The sequence below is a fragment of the Thauera phenolivorans genome (genome assembly GCF_001696715.1).
In the GTDB taxonomy this organism is placed as follows: domain Bacteria; phylum Pseudomonadota; class Gammaproteobacteria; order Burkholderiales; family Rhodocyclaceae; genus Thauera; species Thauera phenolivorans.
This window is the reverse complement of the sequence record NZ_MBFM01000002.1, coordinates 532436-550267: the sequence shown is the minus strand read 5'-3', so window position 1 is coordinate 550267 and position 17832 is coordinate 532436. Positions and strand designations below refer to the sequence as shown.

The 17832-nt window shown below is 74.8% G+C and carries 11 protein-coding genes; all 11 read left to right on the top strand.

The window, feature by feature from the left end:
• Window positions 1–18 precede the first annotated feature (18 nt).
• Window positions 19–1104, top strand: a complete 1086-nt coding sequence (locus tag BB334_RS06025) for a phage late control D family protein (protein ID WP_068805662.1) — start codon at window positions 19–21, stop codon at window positions 1102–1104.
• Complete coding sequence (locus BB334_RS06020) at window positions 1104–1790, top strand: phage baseplate assembly protein V (protein ID WP_068805660.1); 687 nt, start codon at window positions 1104–1106, stop codon at window positions 1788–1790. The genes BB334_RS06025 and BB334_RS06020 overlap by 1 nt, the downstream gene beginning before the upstream one ends.
• Window positions 1784–3586 (top strand): hypothetical protein, encoded by a 1803-nt coding sequence (locus tag BB334_RS06015; protein ID WP_068805656.1) that lies wholly within the window; start codon window positions 1784–1786, stop codon window positions 3584–3586. The genes BB334_RS06020 and BB334_RS06015 overlap by 7 nt, the downstream gene beginning before the upstream one ends.
• Window positions 3583–3996 (top strand): GPW/gp25 family protein, encoded by a 414-nt coding sequence (locus tag BB334_RS06010; RefSeq protein WP_068805653.1) that lies wholly within the window; start codon window positions 3583–3585, stop codon window positions 3994–3996. Before BB334_RS06015 ends, BB334_RS06010 begins: the two co-directional genes overlap by 4 nt.
• Window position 3997: 1 nt before the next feature.
• The gene (locus BB334_RS06005; RefSeq protein WP_068805650.1) at window positions 3998–6319 is read left to right on the top strand and encodes a baseplate J/gp47 family protein; all 2322 of its coding nucleotides are present in this window, start codon (window positions 3998–4000) and stop codon (window positions 6317–6319) included.
• Complete coding sequence (locus BB334_RS06000; protein ID WP_068805647.1) at window positions 6319–8904, top strand: phage tail protein; 2586 nt, start codon at window positions 6319–6321, stop codon at window positions 8902–8904. Before BB334_RS06005 ends, BB334_RS06000 begins: the two co-directional genes overlap by 1 nt.
• Before the next feature lie 37 nt (window positions 8905–8941).
• Complete coding sequence (locus BB334_RS05995; RefSeq protein ID WP_068805644.1) at window positions 8942–9253, top strand: hypothetical protein; 312 nt, start codon at window positions 8942–8944, stop codon at window positions 9251–9253.
• A gap of 16 nt (window positions 9254–9269) precedes the next feature.
• Complete coding sequence (locus BB334_RS05990) at window positions 9270–9632, top strand: hypothetical protein (RefSeq protein WP_068805641.1); 363 nt, start codon at window positions 9270–9272, stop codon at window positions 9630–9632.
• Window positions 9629–10618, top strand: coding sequence for a hypothetical protein (locus BB334_RS05985; RefSeq protein WP_068805638.1), 990 nt, complete (start codon window positions 9629–9631; stop codon window positions 10616–10618). The genes BB334_RS05990 and BB334_RS05985 overlap by 4 nt, the downstream gene beginning before the upstream one ends.
• Window positions 10619–10688: 70 nt before the next feature.
• Window positions 10689–12764 (top strand): hypothetical protein, encoded by a 2076-nt coding sequence (locus BB334_RS05980; RefSeq protein WP_068805635.1) that lies wholly within the window; start codon window positions 10689–10691, stop codon window positions 12762–12764.
• Window positions 12765–12810: 46 nt separating this feature from the next.
• Entirely contained in the window at window positions 12811–17829 is a 5019-nt protein-coding gene (locus tag BB334_RS05975) for a hypothetical protein (protein WP_068805634.1), read from the top strand.
• Window positions 17830–17832 lie beyond the last annotated feature (3 nt).

Below are 17832 nucleotides of genomic sequence, written 5' to 3'. Positions count from 1 at the left end.
ACGGGAGGAGCAGCGACAATGCCCGAAATCTCGGTCAGTGAGCAGGCGGTCTATCGCGCACGCCCGACCCTGCGCCTCGCGGGGCAGGCCGACGAGCGCGCATCGGAGCTGCTCATCGCGATGTGCGTCACCGAGGCCGAGGGCGGCATGAGCAGCGCCGAACTGCGCTTCTCCAACTGGGCGAGCACCCCGGACGGCGCCGAGAGCGGCTTCGAGGACGGCTCGCGGCTCGCGCTCGGCACCGCGATCGCGGTGTATGCGGGCGAGGAGACCCAGCCCCGCGAGATCTTTCGCGGCGTGGTGAGCGCGCTCGAGGCCGAGTTCGGCCAGGGCAGCCCGCCCGAGCTGACGGTGATGGCGGAGGATCCGCTGGCGCGCGCGCGCCTGGCCCGGCGCAGCAAGGTCTACACCGACATGGCGCCCGACGAGGTGGTGCGCGAGGTGGCGAACGAACTCGGCCTGCGGCCCACGGTACAAGGCCTCGATGCGCCGGTAGGCACCTGGGCCCAGCTCAACGAGAGCGATCTCGCCTTCCTGCGCCGCCTGGTCGGCCGCTTCGACGGCGACCTGCAGGTGGTCGGCGACGAGCTGCAGGTGGCGCCGCGTGCCGAGGTGCGCCGCGGCGATCTCAGCCTCGAGCTGCACGGCCAGCTCGCGCGCGCGCGGGTGGTGGCCGATCTCGCCCAGCAGGTCACCGCGGTCACCACCGGGGGCTGGGACCCGGTCGGCGGCAGCGCGGTGAGCGGCGAAGCCAGCCGCCTCACCCACGCCGGCCCGGGCAGCGGTACCAGCGGCGCCGACTGGCTGCGGCGCGCGCTGGACGAGCGCGCGGAGCACCTTGGCCACCTCGCGGTGAGCACCGACGCCGAGGCGCAGGCGATCGCCGAGGCCGCCTTCGACCGTCGGGCGCGCCGGTTCGTGCGCCTCGACGCGGTCGCCGAGGGCAACCCCCGGCTGCGGGTCGGCACGAACGTCGCGGTCAGCGGCATGTCGGTCCGCTTCGACAACACCTACTACGTGGTCGAGGCGAGGCACCGCTACGACGTCCATGCGGGTTACCGCACCGAATTCATCGGCGAATGCGCCTGGCTGGGAGGTCGGTGATGGATCGCGCGCCCCACTTCGAACGCAGCGCGGGCTGGATGCAGGCGGCCTATCTCGCGCGCGTGGTCGATATCGACGACCCCGAGGGCCGCGACCGCGTGCAGGTGCGGCTGTACGCCTTCGACGAGGCCGGAGGCCAGGATGCACCGCTGTGGGCGCGCGTGGTCTGCCCCTTCGCCGGGGCGGAGCGCGGCGCCTTCTTCATGCCCGATGTCGGCGACGAGGTGCTGGTCGTCTTCGTGCAGGGCGATGCGCGCCATCCGCTGGTGGTGGGCGGGCTGTGGAACGGCGCCAACGCCGCACCCGCCTCGCTGGCGGGCGGCAGCAACCGACTCAAGCGGATCCGCTCGAAGAACGGCGTCGTGGTCACGCTCGACGACGAGCAGGGCCAGGAGAAGCTCGTGCTCGAGACGCCCGCGGGCCAGAAGCTCACTCTGTCCGACGGTCCGGGCAAGGTCCGCATCGAGGACAGCAACGGCAACAGCCTGGTGATGGAGGCGGCCGGCATCACGGTGACCGCCGCGGCGCAGGTGAAGGTGGAGGCGGCCAACGTCAAGGTCAGCGCCGGCATGGTCACCGTCGATGCGGCGATGGCCAAGTTCTCGGGGGTCGTCAAGTGCGAGGTGCTGATCGCGACCTCGGTGGTCGGCACCAGCTACACGCCCGGAGCGGGGAACGTATGGTGAGCCATCACGACATCGTGCTGCGCGCGCCGCGCGGCCTCGCGAACGACCACGCGCCCGCCATCCTGCAGCGCAGCGACGAGGACTTCGTCGAGGCGGTGCTCGCCGCGCTGGGCGACGAGCAGGGCCGCGCAGCGCTGCGCGAGGATCTGGCACAGGAGGCGAGCGTCGCGACCGGCACCGACACCCGCGAGGGGGCGCGCAAGGACGGTCGCTCGCTGCTCGGGCGCCTGCTCGGCTTCGGCGCCAAGCAGGGCGCGCAGGAGAAGGCGGCACGAGGAGCTGGCAGTGCCGAGGGACCCGCTGCGGAGTCGGTCGCCGAGCTCGCCGCGCTCGCGGAAAACACGCGCCGCGTCGCCGAGCGCCGCCGCGTGCTGAAACTGTTCCAGCCGATTCAGCGCCAGTTCCATCTCGCGCTGATCGAAGCCCATTGCCTCGAGCCCAGCAACCCGCGGCTCGACCCGGCGAAAGTCGATGGCGCAGGGTTGGTCATCCGGCGCCTGCGGCGCGACGCGAAGGGGCGGGAGGTGAAGCAGGGCTGGATGCGCGCCGGCGAGCAGCTGCGCGGCTGGGCGCGGGTGGACAGCGATGGCGCCGCTGGCGGCACCGGTCGCCGCGACGATCCCGAGGCGGTGCGCCGACTCGCGCGCCCCACCACCGGCCAGCCGGTGCTCGACCGCGAAATTCTCGCGCTGCTCGGCGAGGCGCAGGACGCGCTGCTCAGCGAGCAGGTGGTGCCGATGTTCGTCGCGCCGCCGGAAGTGTGCCGCAAGGCCGGGCACACCTTCTTCTATGGCCTCGTGCCGACCACCAGCAGCGAGCGCGCCGAAGGCGGCGCGCCCGCCTTCGACAGCACCGGCTTCGGCCCGCAGTCGGCGGACTTCCTCGCCCATCTCGCCGGCCCGCTGCGCGGCCTGGCCGACAGCTTCCCGCGCGCCGGCCAGGCGCTGACCCCGGCGCTCGCGGCGATCGCGCGGCCGGCCTCGGCGGGCGACGGCGACCACGCGCGCATGAAGCGCCTGTTGCTGCTGCTGCGCCAGCTCGCGATCGAGTTCGACGCCTTCGGCGAGCATGCCGACAGCGCGGCGCTGCGCGCGGTGCTCGACCGCATCGGCCTGCCGCTGCGCGGCGACGACGGCCTGCCCTCCGGCCTCACCGTGCCAGCGGGCGCCTTCCTCGCCACCGCGAGCCGCGTCCTGCTCGACGGCGAGGCGGTGGCGACCCCGCCGCCGATGCCGATCGGCTGGCCCGCGCTCGATGCGGAGACCGTCGCCGCGCTCGCCAGCGCGCTGTCGGTGACGCTGATGAACCGCTTCGAGGCGGTGGCGGGCACCGCCGGGCGCTACGACGATCCCGAGGCGCGTTACGTGCTGCGCGCCTTCGTGCGCCTGAAGCCGGACGGACGCTGCCCGGCACGCACGGTGTGGAGCGACTACAGCCCGGCTTTCGTCATCGCGCCCTGGTACGAGGGCGGCGGCGCGCCGCCGGTGCAGGTGGCGCTGCCGGACCCGACCGACAAGGCGGTGCTGAAGAAGCTCAGGCCCAACGTCGCCTTCACCGTGCCGCCCTCGCTGCACGACCTCCTCACGGGCGATCCGCAGGACCTGCTCGACGGCAAGAAGCCCGCCGCCAGCGGCATGAAGCTGGGCTGGATCTGCAGTTTCAACATCCCGATCATCACGATCTGTGCCTTCATCGTGCTGAACATCTTCCTCTCGCTGTTCGACCTCTTCTTCCGCTGGATGATGTTCATCAAGGTCTGCATCCCCTTCCCGAAGAAGGGGGGAGGTGAGGAATGAGCCTCGACAACCCGCGCAACGGACTCCCCCGGCCGCTCATCGGCTGGCCGCTGTTCGCCGTGCCCGACGCCGACGGCCGGCTCGACTGGCCCGGGCTGGAGGCGAGCGTGCGCCAGCAGATCCGCGTCATCCTCAGCACCCGGCCGGGCGAGCAGCTGATGCGCCCCGGCTTCGGCGCCGGCCTCGACCGCCTGCTGCACGAGCCGAACACGCTCGGCACCCGCCGCCAGATCCGCGACTGGGTAATGGAGTCGCTCGAGCGCTGGGAGCGGCGCATCGTCCTCGACCGCGTCGAGGTCCTCGAGGTGGCGGGCGCGCCGGCCGAGCTCAGGGTGGAGATCGCCTACCGGCTGGCGCGCACCGGTGCGCCGGCGGCGCTCGCCGTGACCGTTCGACTGGAGGACGGCTAGCATGCCCATCCTGCCCCCCCGTCTCGACGACCGCAGCTTCGACGACCTGCTCGAGGATCTGCTCGCCCGCATCCCGGCCCATACCCCGGAATGGACCAACCCGCGCCTCGGCGACCCCGGCCGCACCCTGCTCGAGCTGTTCGCCTGGCTCGGCGACGCCCTGCTCTACCGCGCCAACCTGATCCCCGAGCGCCAGCGCCTGGTCTTCCTCAAGCTGCTCGGCCAGGGCTTGCGCCCGGCACAGGCCGCGCGCGGCATCGTCAGCCTCGCCTTCGCCCAGCCCACCGAGCTCGCCGGCCTCACGCTGGCGGCGGGCGCGCGCATCAAGGCACCGGTGCCCTTCGAGACGCTGACCGAGACCACGGTGCTGCCGATCACCGCCGAGGCCTACTACAAGCGCCCGCTGCCCGATGCCGACCGCCTGCGCCTGGCCGAGGTGCTCACCGGCCTGCAGCGGGTGCACCGCATCGCCGAGGAGGTCGCCGGCTACCTGAGCACGCCGCTGTTCGAAGGCGGCCAGGCGGTGGGCGAGGGCGTGGATGTGTTCGCCGACAGCACCGACCGCGCGCTCTGGCTCGCGCTGCTCGCGCCCGCCGCACCGCGCCCGGAAGCGCAGGCCGCGGTGAACCTCGCCGCACGCACCGCCCTCGGCGGCGGCGACAGCGGCGCGGCCGCGCTGCTGTCGGTTGGGGTGGTGCCCGCGATCGCGGCACCCGCGCTGTTCGAGGAGATCGGCCCGCGTGCGCGGGTGGCGGTGATGTGGGAGGTGGTGAGCGCGGCCGCGAACCGCATCGACGCCGACTACCTGACGGTGGAGCCGCTGCCGGGCGAGGCCGGCGACACCACCGCCGGGCTCACCCGGCCGGGCGTGCTGCGCCTGCCGATGCCCGACGAGAGCCTGATCTTCACGCCGAGCAACGACGTCGGCGACAACCCGCGCGCGGGGGTCGGCGACAATCCGCCCCGGATCGACGACCTCGCGCGCGCGGCGCGCATCGTCGGCTGGCTGCGGCTGCGGCCGGTGCCGGGCAGCGGGGTGGAGAGCCTGCGCCTGTCCTGGGTCGGCGTGAACGCGGTCGAGGTAGACCAGCGGCTCACCCTCGCCGGGCGGGTGCTCGGCGCCTCGACCGGTGCCGCCGACCAGGTGTTTCAGCTCCCGGCCGGCTCGGTCGACCCGGCGAGCCTGATCCTGGAGGTCGAGGCGCCGGGGCAGGGCTACCGGCCATGGACGCGGGTCGACGACCTCGCCGCGATCTCGGCCGATGCGGTGGTCGCGCGCGAGGCGCCGGCCTTCGAGCTCGATGCCGAGGCGGGCACGGTGCGCTTCGGCGATGGCGTGCGCGGTCGCATCCCCGAGCGCGAGATGCGGATCCGGCTGGCGAGCGGACGCTTCGGCGGCGGACGCGCGGGCAATCTGCCGCCGTCCAGCCTCACCGAGGTGTCGGCCGCGACCCTGGTCGGCCCGGCGCGTCCGATGCCGGCGATCAAGGTGTGGCAGCCGTTGCCGACCGAGGGCGGCGAGGACGCCGAGACCCTGGCGCGCGCCGAGCAGCGCATTCCCGCCCGCCTGCGGCATCGCGAGCGCGCGGTGACCGCCGAGGACTATCGCCGCCTCGCCGCCGAGACCCCCGGCACCGACGTCGGCCGCGTCGAGGTGCTGCCGCGCTTCAAGCCGCGTGAGCGCCGGCCCGGCGTGCCCGGCGTGGTCAGCGTGATGGTGCTGCCCGCGCGCGCGCCGGCGAGGCCGGGAAGCACTCCCGACGCGCCCAACCCGCGGCCCGACCGGCCATTCATCGAGCGTGTGCACGCCTGGCTGTCGGCGCGCACGCCGCTGGCGACCGAGCTCTACGTGATCGGCTGCGAGTACGTGCCGCTCGGCGTCGCGGTGGCGGTGGAGATTCGCGACGGCTTCGCCCGCGAGGCGGTGCTGTACGAGGTCCGCGAGGCGCTACGCCGGCTGCTCTGGCCCTTGCCGCCGGGCGGGCAGACGGGCAGCGGCTGGCCGCTCGATCGCGACGTGCGCGAGCGCGAGCTCGAGGTCGAGGTGTCGCGGGTGGCGGGCGTCGCGGAGGTGGCGGGCCTGAACCTGTTCGGGCGCACGACGGTGGACGCACGCGACCAGTGGGCGCTGCTGAGCCGCGCCACGGTCGACGGTACGCAGACGCTGGCGCTCGCCGCCTGGCAGCTGCCCGAGCTGCTGAGCGTGGTGGCCGTCGACGCCGCCGGCGGCACGCTGGGCGTGCCGGCCGACCTGTCCGCGGCACCGAACCCCTTCGCCAGCGACACCGCGGTGGCGGTGCCGGTGGTCCCCGAGGTGTGCTGATGGACGCCAACGGTCTGCGCTTCTGGCTCCTCGCCGACGACCGTCACTGGCCGCGGCGCAGCCATGTCGAGTGGCGCAGCGGCTGCCGCGCGCTGCGCCTGGCGAGCGAACGCACGCTCGGTGCGCCGCCGGCCGATGCCGCGGGCATCGCCGCCTCGGCGCTCGAGCGCCTGCCGTACGCGCTCGATCGCGAAGGCGCGATCGCCTGGTGGGACGCGGCGGCCGCGGCGATCGTCGCCCGCAGCCACCTGCCGGACAGCGCGCTCACGCTGGCCTTGGCCGAGCGGCCGACGGACTTCGCCGTCGGCCACGACGACGTGCTCTACGTGGCGCTGGCCGGGCGCATGCTGCTGCACGACCTGCGCGGCCGCTGGGCGGACGAGCTGCTCCCGACGCCGGAGTTCGAGCCCTGGCGGGTGGCGCCCGACCCGCGCGGCGGCGTCTGGTTGCTCGCGCGCGCGCGCGGCGCGCTGGCGCGTCTGGCCGGCTGCATGCAGCCGGCGCGGCCGGCGGCCGACTACACCCACGACACCTTCCGGCCCGCACCCGAGAACCCGGTGCCACCCCGGTCGCTGTCCTGCGAGGGGGTGAGCTGGCCGGCCGGCGAACGGCCGCAGGCGCTCGCGGTGGATGGCGAAGGCCGCGTCGTTCTGCTGTCGTGGACGGGCGACGGCGAGAGCGGCCTGCGCCTGTTCGATGCCGAGCGTGGCCGGCTCGGGCCGCGCCAGACGCTCGAGAGCGTGCGGTTCGCGTATGCGGTGGACTGGCTCGCCGGCGAACGCGTCGCGCTGCGCGTGCCCGGTCGGCGAGACGCGCCGGTGTTCGCGCCGCGCCTCGCGCTCGACGCCGACGCCGACGCGGCGATCGTGCTGCGCGCAGCGGGCGACATCTGTCCGCTCGCGAGCGATGCGGAGGAGGCGCCCTTCGCCCACCGGCTCGAGGGCCCCCCGCGCTATCCGGTGGCGGGCCGGCGGGTCGAGCCGCTGCACCGGCTCTCGCTCGCCAACCTGGCGCGGCGCGGCGAGGCGGCGAACTTCGGCGGCGCCGGGACGCCGGGCATGCACCTGATCGACAGCGGCGAGCAGCAGACGGTGTGGCACCGCCTGCATGCCGAGGCGCGGCTGCCGGCCGGCTGCGGCTTCGTCGCCTGGCTGGCGGCCACCGCCGAACCGGCGCCGCCCGCGGCGGACGACGCCGAAGCCTGGCACCCCCACCTGTTCGGCGATTCGGGCGCGCTCGAGGCCGAGACGGTGCCGGGCGGCGAGGTGGCAAGCGGCGAGGGGCCCGCCGGCGCGCTGCCGCACGCGGCTTGGGAGCGCCTGCCCTCCGAGCTGCCCGGCCATCCGGGCATGGGCGCCTGGGGTGCGCCGCAGCCGGGCCGCGCCGGCCTGTGGACCGTGCTGGTGCAGCGCCATGGCCGCCGCGTGCGGCGGCTGGTCGGACGCTATCTGTGGATGCGGGTGGTGCTGCGAGGCGACGGCCGCGACTCGCCCGAGCTCGCCGCGCTGCGGGTGTATGGCGGGCGCTTTTCCTGGCGCGACCACTACCTGCCGCGGCTGTATCACGAGACCGAGTTCGGGGCTGCCGCCGAGGCGGGCAGCGCAGCCGAGCCCGCGGTGGCGACGCCGGCCGACTTCCTCGAGCGCCAACTGGCGACGGTCGAAGGCTGGCTCACCGTGCTCGAGGACCGCGTCGCCGCCGCCCACCTGCTGAGCGACCCGGCGGTCGCGCCGGCGCCGGCGCTCGAGTGGCTCGGCGGCTGGGTCGGGATCGCCTTCGACGGTGCGCTGCCGGCCGCGCGGCGGCGCGACTGGCTCGCCCATGCGGCGGCGCTCGCCCGCTTCCACGGCACCCGCCATGGCCTGCGCCTGGCGCTCGACCTCGCCACCGACGGCGGCGTGCGCGGCGGCGAGATCGTGGTGCTCGAGGGATTCCGGCTGCGTCGCCTGATGGCGACCCTGCTCGGGGTCGAGCTCGAGAGGGAGGACGATCCGCTGCTGCCCGGCCTGGTGATCAGCGGCAACTCGGTCGTCGGCGACACCCTGATGCTCGGCGAGGCCGAGCGCCTCGAGCTGCTCGCGCTGTTCCGCGACGAGGTCGCGAGCGCGGCCGAGCGCGAGGCGGTGATCGCCTTCTACGACCGGCTCGCCTATCGCGCCCTGGTGCTGGTGCATCAGACGGTCGACGCGCAGGACCTCGGCCTCATCCGCCGCATCGTCGAGCTCGAAGCGCCTGCCCACGTCGAGGTGGAGGTCGCGACGGCGAGCTGGCCGCTGCTGGTGGGCGTCGCCAGCCTGGTCGGGGTCGACACCTACCTCGGTCCGGGGCGCGCGCCCCGGCCGGCGCGGGCGAATGTTTCCAGCCTCGGCAATGGCGACCTGGTGCTCGGCGTTGGCAGCCTCGACCCGCGTCTGTCGGGGGCGGTGGCCGAGATGCCCGGGGCGCCGCTGGCGGCGCGACCGGTCGCCGATGCCGGGCCGGATTTCAGCACGCCGCACGCACGCAGCTTCGGTCTCGACGGCTCACGCTCGTCCGCGGCCGAGGGCCGACGCATCGCGCAGTACCGCTGGCGCCGGATCGACTGAGGCGCCGTCAATAAGTCACCCAGCAAGGAGCACCGAAATGGCCGAATTCATCATCAACCAGGAAGTGAAGACCGAGACGCCGACGGTCGAGGTCACGATCAGCCCGAACGCCCCGCTGCCGCTGGGCCGCCACACCTTCCGCCTGGTGGTGGTCGACGACTCGGGCAACACCTCGGTCCCGGACGACGTCGTCGTCATCGTCGCCGACCAGGAGAACCCGACCGCGGTGCTGAGCGCGCCGCGCACCGCCGGCCTCGGACAGAGCTTCACGCTGAACGGGGAACGCTCCTTCGACGCCGGCGGCGGCCGCATCACCACCTACCTCTGGACCTATCTCGGCCAGGGCTGAGCGCGAGGCTATCGCCATGGTCACCTTCGTTCGGGGACGCCCGGTCACCACCACCAAGCCGGTGATCGAGGTTGACGCCGGCCTGCCGCTGGGCGTGCACCGCTTCCAGCTCCAGGTGCTCACCGACGACGGCCGGCGCAGCCCCGCGGACGTGGTCGCGGTATCGGTGCAGCGGTTGGTCGTCGGGCCGCTCGAGCCGGTGGTGAGGCCGACCGTGCTCGAGCCGGTGGTCCGCCCCACGGTGAGCCCGACCGTGATCGGCACCACCACCGTGATCCGGCGCGGCGCGGCGGGGCAGCCGGCGCCGGCTGCCGCTGCCGGGACGCCGCCGGCGCGTCGCGGCCGCAAGCCGCGCGCCAAACCCAGGAGCGAATCATGAACGGACCAGCCCGCCCGCCCGCGGACGACCCGCTGTACCGCCTGTCCGACGCGACCCGCCCGCACTACGCGACCGGCATGCTGCTCGACGCCGGCGACTTCGCCGCCGAGCAGGCCTACCACCGCAACCGGCTGGCGCGCGCGCTCGCTTTCGCGAGCGGCGCCGGCGGCCGCCGCCTGCCTGCCGGCGCGGGCGAAGCGCCGGGTGCCACCGGGCTCTTCGGCGGCGGCACGCTGGCCGGGCTGCGCGTCGGTCATCGGCCGGCGGCCGAGGGGCAGGTCGAGGAGATCCGCGTCGCTCCCGGGCTCGCGGTCGATCGCCTCGGCCGCCTCGTCGAGCTGCCGCGCCCGGTGTGCCTGCGGCTGCAGCGCTGGTTCGACGGCGAACTCGCGCGTGACGGTGGCGACGACCTGCGCCGCGCCGCGCTCGGCGATCCGGCCCGCTTCGCGAGCGCGCGGCTGACCGAGCAGATCGCCGCCGGCGCCGAGCCGCTGCCGGCGCGCGCGGTGATCGTCGACGTCTTCGTGCGCTTCGTCACCTGTCGCCAGGCGCTCACCCCGGCCTTCGCCAGCGGCCCCTTCGACGCCCTCGACGCGGTGGAGACCGCGCGCCTGCGCGACGCCTGGGAGGTGCATTTCGTGCCGCGCGGCGACGGCCTCGACGACGGCTTCGACGGCCTGCCGCTGCGCGACCGCGACCTCTCGGCGCTGAGTGGCGGCGAACGCCGCGACGCGCTGCAGGACGCGGTGCTCGACGGCTGGCCCGACCTCGCCGCCACGCTCGGGATCGACGGCGAAGTCGCGCCGCCGCCCGGACACCCGCCGGGGCTCGATCCCACCGCGGTCTTCCTCGCACGCGTCTTCATCGCGGTTGGGGCGGGCGACCCGCCGGCGCGCAGCGGCGCGGTCATCGTGGACAACGGCGGGCGGCGCTTCCTGCCCCACCTCGGCATCATGGCCGGCGCCCTCGGCCTCGGAGTGGACTGAAGAGCCCGGGACTGAAGGGCTCGGGACTGAACGCAAACGCGGCGCCTCGGGGCGCCGGGGAGAAACAGCCATGAACTTCACCAAGGGACCCGCCCGCGTGAGCCTGCCGGCCGCCGAGGTCGCCGCGCTGCGCAGCGTCGGCGCGCTGATCGAGGATCCCCGCCGCGAACGGCCGCGCTACTTCGACGGCCGCTTCCTCGCCGCGCGCGACCTCATCCGCGACCAGCAATACATCCTGACGCGCGAGGCCGACCTCGGCCAGGCCGCGGGCAGCGGGGTGGCGGCCGGGCTCGAGGTCGAGCCGGGCAGCGCCGGCGACCGCCTGCGGGTGGGCGCCGGCCATGGCGTGACGCCCGCGGGCGAGCTGGTGCTGCTGCCGCGCGAGATCGAGCTGCGCCTGTCCGACGTGCCGCGCGCCGAGCAGCTGTCGGCGCGCTTCGGCCTCGGGCGCATCCCGCATCCACCGCTGCGCAGCCGCACCGGGCTGTTCGTGCTCGCGCTGCGGCCGGTGGAGTTCACCGGCGGGCCGGTCGGTGCCTATCCGACCTCGATCACCGGCCCACGCACGGTCGAGGACGGCGACATCATCGAGGCGACCGCGGTGGTGCTCGTGCCCTGGGACGACGACGGCGCGGCCGATGCGCCGGCGGCGCGACGCGGGCACGCGGCAGCGACGATCTTCGCCGCCGGCGGCGGGCGCGCGCTGTCGTCCAACGTGCTGCCGCTGGCGATGGTCGCGCTGCAGAACAACCTGGTGGTCTGGGTGGACGCACCGATGGTGCGGCGCGAGCTGGGCGCCGATCGCGCCGATCTCCCCGGTCTCGGCCATGTGCCGCGTGCGCTGCGGCTCGCCCACCTGCTTCAGCACCAGCTCCACCTGGCCGATCTGCTGCGCGACAACGGCGGCCAGCCCTTCGCCGCGCACGCGCATTTCGCGGTACTGCCGCCGGCCGGCCCGCTGCCGCCGGGGCTGATCGACAGCGCCGATTTCACCCAGCGCTACTTTCCGCCCGAGATGGCGGTCGACTTCTCGATCATCCCGGAGGACGAATTGCCGGCCCTGGTGGAGGAGGCGCTGAGCCTGCCGCCGATCGATCTCGAGGCCGACAGCGAAACGCTGGAGGCGACCTCGGTGCTGATCCTCGCCCCGGTGCCGCGCAACCAGTGGCGCGCGGTGAGTTCCCGCCTGAGCACGCACATCCAGCCGCTGCGGCCGGCGGCGATCAACCTGGTGGCGACCCGGCGGCCGCTCGAGATCCTGCAGAAGCTGCGCCTGCCGCGGGTGCCGCCGGCGCTGGCGCCCGCCGATCCCTCGACCGCCGAGTGGGCGCGGCTGGCGGCGATGCCCGACCTGTGGTTCGTGCGCCGGCGCAATCTCGCCTACCGCGATGAACTCGCGGGCGCGGCGGTGCGCGTCGCCGGCCGCGAGACCCTGCGCGTCGATGTGATCGAGCGTCTCGGCACGATCGGGCTGGACGGCACCCTGAACCGGGTGTTCGAACGCGCTACGCCGCTGGCCGCGAGCGAGGCCGCCAGCCTGCTCGCCAGCCCGCGCATCGCCGATTCGCCCACCCTGACCGCGGCGGCACTCTCCGAGCTGTCGCGCGCCGAGACCATCGACCAGGCCACGGTGCTGCGCGTCGCCGCCGATCTGTCGGCGCCCGGCGTGGGCGACGGCCTGGTGCGGCTCGAACGCGCCCGCGCCGATGCGGTGCCGAGCACGCCTGCGCTGCGCGAGATCGCCGACGGCGGCGACTGGCGCGGCGCCGATACGAGTGCCGCGACCGCGACCCGCGCCGAGCTCGTCCCGCTCGCCAACAGCGTGTTGCGCCTGCAGCCGGTGCGGCCGCGGGCGGGCGAAGGGGAGGGCGGCGGCGGGGTGGTGCGGCCACGTGGGGCGCCCAAGCCCGCCGATGCGGCCGATGCGGGGACGGCGGAGGCGGCGACGAAAGCAGCAACCAAGGCGGCAAGGTCAGGCGTAGCCGCGCCCGCGACCGCTGGCGCCAGCAAGAAGGCACCTGCCGCGAAGACCGCCGCTGCGGCGAACCGCGCCAAGGTTGCGCCCGGCGAAGGCGGGGAAGGTGGCAAACGGGCCGCGACCTCGCCCTCCGGCCGCAGGCGCAAGCCCGCCGGCGGGGCGAAGTGACGCGCCGCCCCCGCGAAGGCGGCTTCAAGGACGACGGAGGTGTAGCGTGAGCATCACACCGATCAAGGCTTCACTGCCGGGCGAACAGCTGATCCACCTCGCCCCGGAGAACGCGGTCGAGCTGGCGCGCTGGTGGCTGCGCCGGCCACGGCTGTTCGCCGGCCGCACGCTCACCGGACCCACCCTCGAGGCACGCCAGCAATGGGCGGCCGCCCACGTCGCGTTGCGCGGCCAGGCCCTCACCGCCGGCGTGGTGCGCGGGCTGGAGACGGCGCTGATCGCCGGCACTGGCGGCCTCGCGAGCGCGCGCGTCGCGCTCATGCAGGGCAGCGGGCTCACGATCGACGGCCAGGACGTGCGGGTGCCGGGCGCGCTCGAGTTCGCGCTCGCCGACCTGTCGGTGGTGGCCGATCCGTCGGCCTTCGTCGCGGCGGGCGAGGGCGGCGAGGACGCCGAAGGCAGCGGTGAGTCCGAAGGAGGCGGCGCGGGCGGCGCGCTGCGCAGCAAGGCGATCGGGCCGCGGCTCGGCGATCTCGTCGCCGCGCGCCCCGACGCGGTCCCGCCGGTCGGCGTGCTGCTGTTGCAGCCGGTGAGCGCCGACCGCATCGGCGCCTTCGACGCGACCGACCCCTGCGCGCTCGCCGCCTGCGGCGAGGGTAATGCGGTTTCCTACGAGGACTGGCGCATCGGCGACGGCGCACGGCTGCTCTGGTACGCCTGGCCCGAGGAGGTCGCGGGCTTCGCCCTCGACGTCGTGCTCGCCGGCGCGCCGGCGCGCTGGCGTAACCTGCTCGCCTGGCAGGTGTTCGACGCCGAGCGCAGGCTGTACGGCGATGAAACGCTGCCTTGGGAAGCCTTCGGCGTGCCGATCGGACTGGTGTGCTGCGATTCCGCCTGGAATCCGCACTTCCTCGACCGCGCCAGCGTGGTGCGCGCCGGCGGGCGTGCCCGCTTCGCTCGCCTCGGCGGCGGCGCCGACGGCCTCGGCACGCACTGGCGCCTGCCCGGTCTGTGGCAGGCCCAGGTCGAGCAACTCGCCGAGCAGATCGCCGCCGCCGGCGATCCGCCCACGCCGCCGGCCGAACTCGCCGCCGCCTTCAGCCGCCTGCCGCCCTTCGGCCTGTTGCCGTCAAACGCGGCCGAGCTGGACGCGCTGCGCAGCGGCTTCTTCCCCGCCACCTTCGAGCTCGACGCGGTGCCGCTGCCGCTCGAGCAGCTCGATCTTGCGCTCGCCGAGGTCGCCGCGCAGACGCCGATCGACACCGCGCTCGGCGGCCGGGTGCGGCTGCTCGTGCCGGTGCCGCAGGCGGTGTACGAGCCGCGCCTGCTGCTGCGCGAAGCGATCGACCCCGAGTTCGCGCAGACCCTGGCCGAGTTCCTGCTGGTGCGCGCGCGCCGGCTGGGCGAACGCCAGGGCCTGCGCACCCGCGCTGCCCTGCTGGCGCGGGCGATCACCGGCAAGGCGCCGGCGGTGCCAGCGATCGCCGACGACGCCGACGCGCTCGAGCCCGAGACGCTCGCGCCCTGGGGGCCGCCGCCCGCAGGCGGCGGGCACCGATCGAGCTTGCGCGCGGGCATCCACCAGCACTTCTTCGAGGGCGCGACCGAGACGATGACGGTCGCAGAGGGCGAGCGCCTGTTCGCCTGGGTCCATCTCGACCCCGACGCGCCGCCCCGCACCCTGATGCTGCAGTGGCTCGCGGGCGACTGGAACCACCGCGTCTACTGGGGCGAGAACCTCGTGCCCTGGGGCGAGGACGGCAGCGCGTCGCGCCAGCGCGCGGGCGATCTGCCGCCGGTCGGTCAGTGGGTGCGGCTGAGCGTGCCGGCGGCGCAGGCGGGGCTGGTGGGCACCGAGCTCGTCGGCATGGCCTTCACCCTGTATGACGGTCAGGCCGCCTTCGCCGCCACCGGCGTCGCTGCGCCCGACGGCATCGAGCGCAAGTGGTTCTGCTCGGTGCTACCCGCCGGCGCGCTGCAGGGCGGCGACGAGGCCTGGACCTTCCTCACCCACAACGACCTGTGGTCGCCGTTCGAGCCGGCCGGGGCGCTGTTGCCCGCCGAGGGCAGCGGCGCACCGGCCGGTGGCGGCCACATCGAGCCCGCCGTCGCCGGGCTGCACCAGCACTTCTTCGAGAATGCCGCGAGCCCCTTCAGCGTCGCGGCCGGCGAGCGCCTGTTCGCCTGGGTCTTCATCGACCCGAACGAGCCGCCCACCCAGCTGATGTTGCAGTGGCACAGCGCGGGCAGCTGGGCGCACCGCGCCTACTGGGGGCTGTCGCGCATCGAGTGGGGCGAGGAGGGCTCGGCCTCGCGCCGGCGCATCGGCGCAATGCCGCGACCCGGGCGCTGGCTGCGGCTGGAGGTGCCGGCGCAGGCGGTCGGGCTCGACGGTGCTGCGCTCGACGGCATGGCCTTCACCTTCTTCGACGGCACCGCCGCCTTCGGCCCCGCCGGCGCGATGACGCCGGCGATCGCGAACGCCGCGCCGACCGAACGCGAGTGGTTCGCCGGCAGCCTGCCACCGCGCACGACGGCGCGCGGGCACTGGCAGTTCCTGTCGGCGCGCGATCTGCGGGCGCCGACCTCGGCCGGCGCGAACGGCCAGGTCGCGGCGCTCGCCCGGCTCCATGACGATCCCGCGCTCGCCCACCTGTCAGCGCACGAGCGCTACCAGCTGTTCCGCCTCGGCGTGGACGGCTTCATCGCCTACCTGAAGGGGCGCGCCGACCGCGCCGACGATCTGGTCGACTTCAACTTCCTGAAGGTGCAGACCGACATCTACCGGGTGCGCCAGCTCGTGCTCGGCAGTACTGCGGCGACCCGGCTGGCGGTGTCGCCAGCGCTGGCCGGGATCGCCCAGGCCGAGACCGCGGCGGCCTCGACCGAGCGCATCGCCGGCTTCTACGACGAACTGAAGGAGGCGTCGGCGCTGACCCAGGCACGGGCGGCCGAGGCCGCGCCGGCGCCACGTGCGCTGAACATCGCCAGCGGCGTGTCCGGCGCGGGGGTGACGCTCGGCGGCATCGCCGACACCGGCGCGAAGCGGGTCGACCTGCGCATGGACAGCGTGATCGACACCCGTGTTGCGCTGCCCGGCCTCGAGCTCGGCGAACGGATCGCCGACGTCGATGCCACCGCGGCGAAGGAGGCGGTGCGTGCCGCGGCCGAGCCGCGCTACGTGATCGGGGTGAAGGACGTGGGCGCGCGGGCCGGCTTCACCCCGGCCGACGTCGCCGAGACCGCGCCGCTGATCGGCCGGGCGGAGGTGCGCACCGTCAGCATCGCCGAGCGGCTCGCGGCGCCGAAGGCGACCGAGGCGAAGGACTACACGACCGCCACCCGCTACGAGGCGGTGCGCAGCCTGATCGCTTTCGCCGACGAGCTGCAGGCCACCGACGGCGGGGAGCCGGCGGGCCTGTTCGACGGGGTGAATTTCTACGGCGTGCGCGGCGACCCCGCGCTGTTCTATGACGAGGCGGGCGAGGTCGACAACCCCGAGCGGCCCCTGCCCAATGCCGACAGCGACGACCCGGCCCAGCAGCAGGTGCTGAACGGGATGCGCCGCAGCCTGCCCTTCAGCACCCTGCTGCAGCAGCGCTGGCGGCTGCCGCTGATGCTGCGTGCGCCCGGACGCACCAAGGTGGACGAGTCGGCGCAGTTCGCCGACGGCGCCGATCTCGCCGACAACACGGTGGCGCTGGTGCGCCAGCTCGAGGGCCGGATCAAGCTTTACCGCAACGCCATCGCCGCGAGTCAGAAGCTGCGCGACGCGCTGCGCGGCGAGGCCGCCACGCTCGCGCTGCGCCTGCGCGCGATCGAAGTGGCGCTCGCCGAGGCGCGCCACGACGTTGGGGTGACGCGCGCGCTGATCGCCGAGGAGGAGGCGCGGCTTGCAGCGATCAACGAACGGCGCGCGCAGGTGCTGCGCGAGCAGGTGCAGTTCCTCGCCTATCAGCGTCCGCGCGAGGCCGAGGCGATCGCGCGCGCGCCGCTGCGCACGCTCGACCCCGGCCTGCTCGAACCGCCGCTTCCGGCCTGCCTGCGCGAGCACCACGACGCGCCCGAGGCGCTGCGCGAGCTGCTCGCGGTGCTGCGCGACGCGCCGGGCCGCTGGTTCGTCGGCGTGCCGCCGCTGCTCGACCGGCTCGATCGGATCGAGCCCCTGGTGAAGGCGGTGCAGTCCGCTCAGCTGCGCGGCCAGCTGATGATGCTGAAATCGGCTGCGACGCCGGGGCCGGCGCGCGCCGGCGGCGAAGGGGACCTCGCCGCGGCGATCGCCAGCGTGCAGCTGCGCCAGCGGCAGGCGATACAGGGCCTGCGCGCCTCGGCGGCGCGCATCGATCCGGGTCTGCTCGGCCGGCTCGGCTGGCAGGGCGCGCGCGCCGAGGCCGAGACGGTGGTCTCGCTCGGCGACCTGATCGACGGCGAGCACGGCCGCGGCGAGGTCGCACGCCAGGCGGCCGCGCTGTTCGACCAGATTTCGCGCGTGGCGGCCTGCCTGCACGCAGGCTTCAGCGGCGTGCTGCCGGCGATCCGGCTCGAATGGGCCGAGCGCATGTCGCAGTTCGACGCCGCGCCGGCCCTGCGCAATCTCGCCGGCCTGCCGCGCTGGAGCGAGATCGGCTACGCCGAGCGTCGCCAGCTGCAGGCCGCCGCCGACTGGCTGTTCGGCCAGGTGCGGGCCGAGGTGGCGGAGGCCGAGGGCCTGATGAACGACGTCGTGCGCATCTGCCTGCTGTTGGCGAGCCACGCGCCGATCGACCGCATCGTGTCCGGCCGGTTGCCGGCGCCGGCGAGCGCGGTCCCGGGGTTGCGCCTGCCGATCCGCGTCACCGAGCCGGCGAAGCTGCGCATCGGCATGCAGGCACTGCTCTACAAGGGCGAGCGGGTGGTCGCGCGCGCGACGGTCAATGACCTCGGCGGGGGCGAGGTCGCGGCGACCGTGGTGCAGGTCGAGGGCGGACGCGTCGAGTTCGCCGCCGAGACGCGGGTGCATTTCGTCGACGCGGCGAGCCCGCTGGCGATGGGCGCGGTGCGTCGCGAGCGCTCGACGAAGCGGTGAGCA